Below are 8,956 nucleotides of genomic sequence, written 5' to 3' on the forward strand. Positions count from 1 at the left end.
ACGGAGACGGGTGAGATGTCGGGCGGCGCAATTTCGTCCTTTACAGCGCCGCCGTCCCGGGATGGAATCGTTCAAAATATAAATGGACGTTCCGGGAGACGCCCAATGTGCCGTATCTTCGCGGGCCAGGCGCCCGAGACCTATGAAGGCCAGACGCGCTCCGTGCGCATCGGCGGACATTCCACGTCGATTCGACTGGAGGCCGCGTTCTGGACCGTGCTGGAGGACGTGGCGGCACATCAGGGCATGAGTCTGGGCAAGTTCGTCACCAAGCTGCATGACGAGGTGCTCGACCTGCATGGCGAGGTGCGCAACTTCGCCTCGCTGCTGCGCTGCTCCTGCCTGATCTATCTCGCCGAGGTGCGCCCCGGCGCGGCCGGTCCCGTGCCGATGAGCGCGGCAGCGGCGCGCGAGCGTTATCTGCACCAGAGCGCGACGCTGCAGCTCCAGGCGGCGGAATAGGGCTTGGCTCGCTCTCTCCGCGGAAAGTGTGGCGCGAGGGCCCCGGCCCGAGGACATCCGCTGCCGCATCGCAATGCACATCGTGGTGATGTGTTAGCTGCCTACCACCTCCCGCCTCTCGCGGAGCCTAGCATCCTCCTTCGACGGCGCAGCGGCGCCGCATCGGGATTCAAGGCCGGAGGAACAGGTGGCGAAGGCCATTCATTCGATGATCCGCGTGCTCGACGAGGCGCGCTCGGTTGATTTCTATCATCGCGCCTTCGGGCTCGATATTGCCGATCGCTTCGCATTTGACGGCTTCACGCTGGTCTACCTGCGCAACGCGCAAGCCGATTTCGAGGTCGAGCTGACCATCAATCACGACCGCACCGAGCCCTACCAGCTCGGCGATGGCTATGGGCATATCGCCTTCGTGGTGGATGATCTCGACGCCGAGCACGCCCGCTTCGTTGAAGCCGGGCTCAATCCCAATCCGGTCAAGGAATTCTTCCGCGAGGGCGTACTGCTCGCGAAGTTCTTCTTCGTCACCGATCCCGACGGTTACAAGATCGAAGTGCTGCAGAAGCACGGGCGCTATCGCTGATTGACCACACCTGCAGCGCGCCGCAGCGCCAGGGCGGCGCGCTGTACTGAAACAAGACTCAAAGAACATATAAAAATCTTGGGAGGATAGAATGCCAACTCTGATCGACAGGCGAGGTCCGTCCCGCCGTGCCGTGCTCGGCGGCATCGGTGCCGCCGGCGCGCTGATGGTGAGCGGGGCGGCGGTGCTCAACCCGCGCGAGGCGTGGGGGCTCGAAGTCTCCGCACTCAAGCCGGAGACCATGCGCACCCTCATCGTGATGGCGCGCGACATCTACCCCCATGACCGCGTGCCCGACCGCTTCTACGCCATCGCGGTGAAGCCCTATGAGGCGGCAGCGGCCAAGGATCCCGCGACGAAGACCTTGATCGAGGACGGCGTGGTCACTCTCGATACGCTGGCCAAGGCCCGGCATGGCACCGCCTATGCCGATCTCGGCTGGGAGGACCAGCGCGTCGCCGTGCTCCGGCAGATCGAGGGCGGCGCCTTCTTCGAGAAGGTGCGCTCCGGACTGGTGGTCGGTCTCTACAACCAGGAGGAGGTGTGGCCGATCTTCGGCTACGAGGGCTCCTCGGCCGACAAGGGCGGTTACATCGACCGCGGCTTCAACGATCTCGCCTGGCTGTGAGGGGAGTGGGAACATGTCTGCACCCTTCGATCTGAACGATGATTCCGTCGTCGTCATTGTCGGCTCCGGCGCCGGTGGCGGCACGCTGGGCACCGAGCTTGCGCTCAAGGGCATCAAGGTGGTGATCCTTGAGGCCGGCCAGCGCCACAATATGGAAGACTTCATCAATAACGAGTGGGACAGCTTCGCCCAGCTGGCCTGGACCGACATGCGCACCACGTCCGGCTCGTGGCGCGTGCACAAGAACTTCCCCAACCTGCCGGCGTGGATCGTCAAGGCGGTGGGTGGTTCTTCCGTGCATTGGGCGGGCGCCTCGTTGCGTCTGCAGGAGCACGAGTTCAAGACCCATTCGACCTATGGCGGCCTCGAGGGCGCCAACCTGCTGGACTGGCCGATCACGCTGAAAGAGCTGGAGCCGTGGTACGCCAAGGCCGAGGACCGCATGGGCGTGACGCGCACCAACGGCATTCCCGGCCTGCCCGGCAACAACAATTTCAAGGTGTTCGAGGCCGGCGCGAAGAAGATCGGCTACAAGGAAGTCTCGACCGGCCGCATGGCGATCAACAGCGAGCCGCGCGCCGATCGCGGCTCCTGCCAGCAGATCGGCTTCTGCTTCCAGGGCTGCAAGTCGGGCGCGAAATGGTCGACGCTGATCGCCGAGATCCCGCGCGGCGAGGCCACCGGCAATCTCGAAGTCCGCCCGCAGAGCATGGTGCAGAAGATCGAGCACGATGCCTCCGGCAAGGCGACGGGCGTCGTCTATGTCGACAAGGACGGCAAGACGCAGCGGCAGAAGGCGCGCATCGTCGCGGTGGCCGGCAACTCGATCGAGAGCCCGCGCCTGCTGCTCAATTCGGCCAGCAACATGTTCCCGGACGGGCTGGCCAATTCCTCCGGCCAGGTCGGGCGCAACTACATGCGCCACATGACGGGCTCGGTCTACGCGGTGTTCGACAAGCCGGTGCACATGTATCGCGGCACCACCATGGCGGGCATCGTGCGCGACGAGGCGGGTTTCGATACCAAGCGCGGCTTCGTCGGCGGCTATGAGCTGGAGACGCTCTCGCTCGGCCTGCCCTTCATGGCCGCCTTCCTCGATCCGGGCGGCTGGGGCCGCTCCTTCACCTCCGCCATGGACGGCTATGTCAACATGGCCGGCCTGTGGATCGTCGGCGAGGACATGCCGCAGGAGACCAACCGGGTCACGCTCAACACCAGCGTGAAGGACCAGTATGGCCTGCCGGTCGCCGACGTGCATTTCGACGACCACGCCAACGACGTCGCCATGCGCGACCACGCCTACCGGCAGGGCACGGCGATGTACGAGGCGGTCGGCGCGGTGCGGGCCATGCCAACGCCGCCCTATCCCTCGACGCATAATCTCGGCACCAACCGGATGAGCGAGAAGCCGCGCGACGGCGTGGTGAACAAGCACGGGCAGACGCACGACGTGCCAAACCTGTTCGTCTCCGATGGCAGCCAGTTCACCACCGGCGGCGCCGAGAACCCCACGCTCACCATCGTGGCGCTGGCGCTGCGGCAGGCCGACTTCATCGCCGGGGAGATGTCGAAGAAGACGATCTGACCGGCGGCAGGCGAGAGCCTTCCGGCGTTGCGTCGGCGGGCTCCGGCCCTGCGGCCTGCCGGACAAGGTTTCCGTGCCGTCCGTCGGGGCTCGGCCTCGCCGCCGGCCCGGCCGATCAGGCGACCTGCCTCCCTCCCACCGCCGGCCCACGCGCCGGCGGTGTTCTTTTGCCGGTGGGGCCCTGCCGCCGCTTGCCAGTCCTCGCGCCAGCCATTAGCACTCGCTGGCCCTATGACTGATCGCAGCATCGGCATTCTCTACAGGCGCAAGCGAGGGAAACCATGGCCACCCACAAGCTCCTCCTCCTCCCCGGCGACGGCATCGGCTCCGAAGTGATGGCCGAGGTGAAGAAGGTCATCGGCTGGCTCGACGCGCAGGGGCTCGCCTCCTTCGCCATCGAGGAGGACCTCGTCGGCGGCGCGGCCTATGATTCCTGCGGCCAGCCGATTTCCGAGGAGGCGATGGCCAAGGCCTTCGCCGCGGACGCCATCCTGCTTGGTGCCGTCGGTGGGCCGAAATGGGCCAATGTCCATTATGAAGTGCGCCCGGAGGCGGGCCTGCTGCGGCTGCGCAAGGACCTGCAGCTCTTCGCCAATCTGCGTCCCGCCATGTGCTATCCCGCGCTCGCCGACGCCTCCAGCCTCAAGCGCGATCTGGTCGAGGGTCTCGACGTGCTGATCGTGCGCGAATTGACCGGCGGCGTCTATTTCGGCGAGCCCAAGACCATCACCGATCTCAGCGACGGTCAGAAGCGCGCCATCGACACGCAGGTCTATGAATCCTACGAGATCGAGCGCATCGCCCGCGTCGCGTTCGAGCTGGCGCGCACCCGCAAGAACCGCGTGGTCTCCACCGAAAAGCACAACGTCATGAAGACCGGCGTGTTGTGGAAGCAGGTGGTGAGCGAGGTTCACGGCTCCGACTACAATGACGTGACGCTCGAACATCAACTTGCCGATTCCTGCGGCATGCAGCTGGTGCGCGCGCCCAAGCAGTTCGACGTGATCGTCACCGACAACCTGTTCGGCGACATTCTCTCCGACGTGGCCGCCATGCTCACCGGATCGCTCGGCATGCTGCCCTCCGCCTCGCTCGGCGCGGTGGAAGAGATCAGCGGCAAGCGCCGCGCGCTTTATGAGCCGGTGCACGGCGCCGCGCCGGACATTGCCGGCCAGGGCGTCGCCAATCCGATCGCCATGATCGGCTCTCTGGCCATGGCGCTGCGCTATTCCTTCGGCCTCATCGAGGCGGCCGATCGCGTCGAGGCCGCCATTGCCGGCGTGCTGGCGGATGGCTACCGCACCGGCGATATCTGGTCGGAAGGCATGACCCGGGTCGGCACGGCGGGCATGGGCGATGCGGTCATCGCCGAATTGGCCAAGGCGGCCTGACCCAACAGGGCGGCATGAGCTCGGCGGTTTCCGGGCCGGCGACCCATCGGGCTCGCGCTCCTCATGCCGGCGGTCTTGCCAATGGGATCGGCAGATAAAATAAAAGCCCGGCGCGAGCCGGGCTTTTTTCATGCGGGATCGGCACGGGGCGGTCGGCACGGGGCGCTTGGAAAAGCGGGAGGGTGAAACCCACCTCCCGGCCCGTTCCGCAGGCCGGCGCGATCAACAGGCCGGCGCGATCAATAGGCTGGCAGGTCGAAGGCGCTCGGCAGCGGCCAGCGCGTGCCCGTGATGGAGCCGTTATCGCCATAGGTCGGATAGCGCGGGATCGTCGCGAACACATAGTTGAGGTCGCGCGCGGTGCCCGGCTTCACCACCGGGCCCGGATCCAGGAAAGAGCGCGGAGGCGGCTTGCGGATGATGATGCGCGTCTCCTGCGCCTGCGCGGGCGCGGCGACGACGAACGTGCCGGCGACAAAGGCCGCGCCAGCCATCAGGGTCGCGAGCATGATCGGGTTGACGCGCATTTTTACCTCCAGGCGACGCCGGCTTCGGACGACGCGACTTACGTCACGATAACATATGGTCGCAACTTATCGCCGCGTCGAGATGAGAGAAGTACTAATTGCGTCGGTTGGCGATGAAGTTCGCCGCTTCGGCGAGCAGTGTGGCTTTGCTGCCGAAGCCGGCCAGCGCCGCGCGGGCCTCCTCGACAAGGCGGGCGAGTTCGGCGCGCGCGCCCGGAACGCCCATCAGGTCCACCAGCGTGGCCTTGCCGGCGGCGGCATCCTTGCCGACCGCCTTGCCCACCTCGCCCGCATCGCCTTCCACGTCGAGCAGGTCGTCGGCGATCTGGAAGGCGCGGCCGATGGCGCGGGCATAGGTCTCGAGGCTGGCGCGTTCCGCCGCGCTCGCCCCGCCCAGCACGGCGCCGGCCTCGCAGGCATAGTGCAGCAGCGCGCCGGTCTTGAGCGCCTGCAGGTGCTCGATGTCGCCCGCTGTCGCGGCACCGCGTCCGGCGGCGGCGAACCGGCCCTCGGCGGCGAGGTCCAGCATCTGCCCGCCGACCATGCCGCCGGCGCCGGCGGCGCGGGCGAGCCCGGCAACCAGAGCGATTCGCGCGTGCGCGTCGGGGCCGGCATCCTCGCGCGCGAGAATCTCGAAGGCGAGGGTGAGAAGGCCGTCGCCGGCGAGAATCGCCGTCGCCTCGTCAAAGGCGCGGTGCACGGTCGGCTGGCCGCGGCGCAGGTCGTCATCATCCATGGCCGGCAGGTCGTCATGCACCAGCGAATAGCAGTGCACGCATTCCAGCGCGGCGGCGGCGGGCAGGGCGGCGGTGCGCGCCACGCCGAACAGGGCCGCCGATTCGATGACGAGGAAGGGACGCAGCCGCTTGCCGCCCGCCAGCGCGGCATGCCGCATCGCCGCCGCGAGGCGCGGGCTCGGGCCGCCGGCGCGGGCAATGGCGCCGTCCATATACTCCGTGACCATGGCGGCGCAGTCGCCGAGCGCCCGCATCAGGCGGGCGGAGAGGTCCTCGGAGGCGGCGATGCTCATCGATGTCACCCTCTGGCTGTCGGCTGCGGCTGAGTTTGCCTGCCCGAGCCGTCGCGGCCGGTCAAGGGAAACGCAGCCAGGGCGTGCCGCGAAAGGGGCAGAGCCAATGCGGCGCTGGCGTGCGGCGGGCGCGCGAAACACTCGATCGATGGTCGACCGCCGCGTCGCCGCTGGGTAATGTCGCGCGGCAAGGGGATCGGGATGCGCGTTCTGATATGGTGGGCCTGGCGGGTGGCGCTGGTCGTGGTGGCGGCGCCGCTGCTGCTCGCCCTGCTCTATAATGTGGTGCAGCCGGTTTCCACGCTCATGCTGTGGCGGCAGGCAATGCTGGAGCCGGTGACGCGCATCTGGGTGCCGATCGAGAACATCTCGCCCGCGCTGATCCGCAGCGTGCTCGCCTCGGAGGATGCGCGCTTCTGCGCCCATGACGGCGTCGATTTCGTCGAGCTGCAGAACGCGATGGACGATTCGGACGATGGCGAGCCCTCGCGCGGGGCGTCCACCATCACCATGCAACTGGCCAAGAACCTGTTCCTCTGGCCGGGGCGCAGCTTCATCCGCAAGGGGCTGGAGTTTCCGCTCGCGCTCTATCTCAACGCGGTGATGTCCAAGCGGCGCCAGATCGAGATCTATCTCAACCTGGCCGAATGGGGCCCGACCGGCGAATTCGGTGCCGAGGCGGGCGCGCAGCGGGCGTTTGGCAGCGGCATCGGTCGGCTTTCGGCCCGGCAGGCGGCGCTGCTCGCGGTGATGCTGCCCAATCCCTACAGGCGCGATGCCGGCAAGCCGGGTCCCGGGCTCAGCCGGCTGGCGGGGAATCTGGTCGCCCGCCTGCCGCGCGAGGGGCCGGAACTGACCGCCTGTCTCGGCCTCGGCTCGTGACGCTGCGGGAGAAACCGCGCGCCGGCTTGGTGTCCCCGCTTGGCGAGCCCGCCAAAACGGGCTATGAGGCCGGGGAAAAGGGCGTGCGGGCCCCCTTTCGCTCGCGCACTTGAGTCTGTATAAGCCGCCACTCGAATTACGCACGACCCGGCGCCGGCCCTGACAGGGCGAGAGCCATGCCGGCACAGGAGAAGACTATGGCCGTTCCGAAGAAGAAGACCAGCCCGTCGCGTCGCGGCATGCGCCGTTCGGCGGACGCCCTCGCCAAGCCGACCTATGTCGAGGACAAGGATTCCGGCGAACTGCGCCGTCCGCACCACCTCGACCTGAAGACCGGCATGTACAAGGGCCGGCAGGTGCTGAAGGTCAAGGTCGAGGCGTGAGCCCGGCCGGCGGGGCCTCGCTCCGCCTGCGCTGATCGATGCCGGCTGGTTCCCGTATCGGAATAGGCAGGGTATCGCGAGGTGCATGACGTCGCAGAACACGCTCTGGCGTTGAGGCCGGTCTCGTTGCGGGGCCGGCCTTTGCGTATCGGCAGATGGCTCGCCCCGTGCAATGGCGGGTGCCGCAATTGAGCGTGGCCGCATTGGTCATTTCTCAACCGCTCTGCGCGATGCTATGACTGATCGTGTCGATCTGGGGGAGTGGCTGTGTTGCGTGTCGGGCATGTCGCCTTCTGCCGGGGAAAGATCTCGGAACCTCTGCTGCGGGTCGCCGCGGCGCTGATCTGCCTGTCGGCGCTGGCCGGCTGCGCCTCGCGGCCCGGGCCCGATGCTCTTTCCGTGGTCGAGACGCAGGTGCCAGGCACGCGGGAGCACGTCATCCTCGTCGCTTCCTCGCGAGAGCGGGATCCGCGGCCGGGCGTGTTCTACAATGGCGAGCGCACGCCGGGCCTGAGCTTTGCCCGCGTCGACATGAGCGTGCCGCCGACCCACAAGCCGGGCATGGTGGAGTTTCCGCGCGACAAGCCCAACCCCGCCACCGACATGGTGGTGCGCGAGGCGGTCTATCGCGACACGCCGCAGGAATTCACGAGCGACCTCAAGGCCGAGCTGGCCCTTCGCCCGGTGGGGCAGAAGCAGGTGTTCATCTTCGTGCACGGCTTCAACACGCTGTATTCGGAGGCGCTGTACCGCTTCACGCAGATGGCGGAGGATTCGAAGTCGACCGCCGTGCCGGTGCTGTTCACCTGGGCCTCGCGCGGCGGCATCCAGGACTATGTCTACGACACCAACAGTGCCACCGCCGCGCGCGACCGGCTGGAGGAGACCATCCGTCTCGCCTTCGACAGCGGCGCGGAGAAGGTGAATATTCTCGCGCATTCCATGGGCAACTGGGTCACGGTCGAGGCGCTGCGCCAGATCCAGATCTCCGGCAAGCCGGTGCCGCAGGAGAAGATCGGCAATATCGTTCTGGCCTCGCCGGATATCGATGTCGACGTCTTCAAATCGCAGCTCAAGCGGTTCAATACGCCGCACAGGCCGTTCTTCGTCATCGTCTCGCGCGACGACAAGGCGCTCGCCTTCTCCGACTTCATCGCCGGCGACAAGCCGCGCGTCGGCGCCTATACCGACGACAAGGATCTTGTCGCGCTGGGCGCCGTCGTGGTCGACATGACCAATGTGAAGTCGTCGGACGGTTTCAACCACGGCAAGTTCGCGCAGCTGGCGGCGGCGGCGCCGGAGATCAGCAGCATGCTGGCGCAGGCGCGCAAGGGCGGCGTCGCGCAGGGCGTGCCCCTGCCGGGCCTCACCGGCATTCACTTCGACGGCATGGGCCGTTATCTGCCAACGACCACGGTTGCCGCGGCCCCGCCCTCGGCCGCCGCGACCCCGACGCAATAGATCCGGCGGGTTCTCGCCGGGCGT

Annotated in this window: 10 protein-coding genes; 8 read left to right on the forward strand and 2 right to left on the reverse strand. The window is 67.3% G+C overall.

Features of this window, described 5'->3' with window-relative positions; translation table 11 throughout:
* Positions 1-105 precede the first annotated feature (105 nt).
* From QOZ99_RS06885 to leuB, 5 genes are all read left to right on the forward strand, one after another.
* Positions 106-462, forward strand: a complete 357-nt coding sequence (locus tag QOZ99_RS06885; RefSeq protein WP_306889236.1) for a ribbon-helix-helix domain-containing protein — start codon at positions 106-108, stop codon at positions 460-462.
* A 187-nt stretch (positions 463-649) separates the two neighbouring features.
* Positions 650-1,045: a VOC family protein gene (locus QOZ99_RS06890; RefSeq protein WP_306889237.1), complete on the forward strand. Its 396-nt coding sequence runs from the start codon at positions 650-652 to the stop codon at positions 1,043-1,045.
* Between the two features lie 91 nt (positions 1,046-1,136).
* The gene (locus QOZ99_RS06895) at positions 1,137-1,673 is read left to right on the forward strand and encodes a twin-arginine translocation signal domain-containing protein (protein WP_306889238.1); all 537 of its coding nucleotides are present in this window, start codon (positions 1,137-1,139) and stop codon (positions 1,671-1,673) included.
* Between the two features lie 13 nt (positions 1,674-1,686).
* Positions 1,687-3,258, forward strand: a complete 1,572-nt coding sequence (locus tag QOZ99_RS06900) for a GMC family oxidoreductase (protein WP_306889239.1) — start codon at positions 1,687-1,689, stop codon at positions 3,256-3,258.
* A 281-nt stretch (positions 3,259-3,539) separates the two neighbouring features.
* A complete protein-coding gene (gene leuB / locus QOZ99_RS06905) occupies positions 3,540-4,649 on the forward strand; it encodes a 3-isopropylmalate dehydrogenase (protein ID WP_306889240.1) in 1,110 nt (369 codons plus the stop codon).
* A gap of 239 nt (positions 4,650-4,888) precedes the next feature.
* Here the strand turns inward: leuB and QOZ99_RS06910 are convergent, their stop codons facing one another.
* Complete coding sequence (locus QOZ99_RS06910) at positions 4,889-5,176, reverse strand: hypothetical protein (protein ID WP_306889241.1); 288 nt, start codon at positions 5,174-5,176, stop codon at positions 4,889-4,891.
* Positions 5,177-5,270: 94 nt separating this feature from the next.
* Positions 5,271-6,206: a polyprenyl synthetase family protein gene (locus tag QOZ99_RS06915; RefSeq protein ID WP_370876807.1), complete on the reverse strand. Its 936-nt coding sequence runs from the start codon at positions 6,204-6,206 to the stop codon at positions 5,271-5,273.
* Between the two features lie 201 nt (positions 6,207-6,407).
* Between QOZ99_RS06915 and QOZ99_RS06920 the strand changes: the two genes are divergently transcribed.
* The 3 genes from QOZ99_RS06920 to QOZ99_RS06930 all read left to right on the forward strand — a co-directional run bounded on the left by QOZ99_RS06920 (position 6,408) and on the right by QOZ99_RS06930 (position 8,932).
* A complete protein-coding gene (locus QOZ99_RS06920; RefSeq protein ID WP_306889242.1) occupies positions 6,408-7,088 on the forward strand; it encodes a transglycosylase domain-containing protein in 681 nt (226 codons plus the stop codon).
* A gap of 197 nt (positions 7,089-7,285) precedes the next feature.
* Positions 7,286-7,471 carry a 50S ribosomal protein L32 gene (gene rpmF / locus QOZ99_RS06925; protein WP_183190398.1) on the forward strand — a complete coding sequence of 62 codons (186 nt, stop codon included), beginning with the start codon at positions 7,286-7,288 and terminating at the stop codon, positions 7,469-7,471.
* 261 nt (positions 7,472-7,732) lie between these two features.
* Positions 7,733-8,932, forward strand: coding sequence for an alpha/beta hydrolase (locus tag QOZ99_RS06930; protein WP_306889243.1), 1,200 nt, complete (start codon positions 7,733-7,735; stop codon positions 8,930-8,932).
* Positions 8,933-8,956: the final 24 nt, after the last annotated feature.

It is taken from the genome of Ancylobacter amanitiformis (genome assembly GCF_030814815.1).
GTDB lineage: Bacteria > Pseudomonadota > Alphaproteobacteria > Rhizobiales > Xanthobacteraceae > Ancylobacter > Ancylobacter amanitiformis.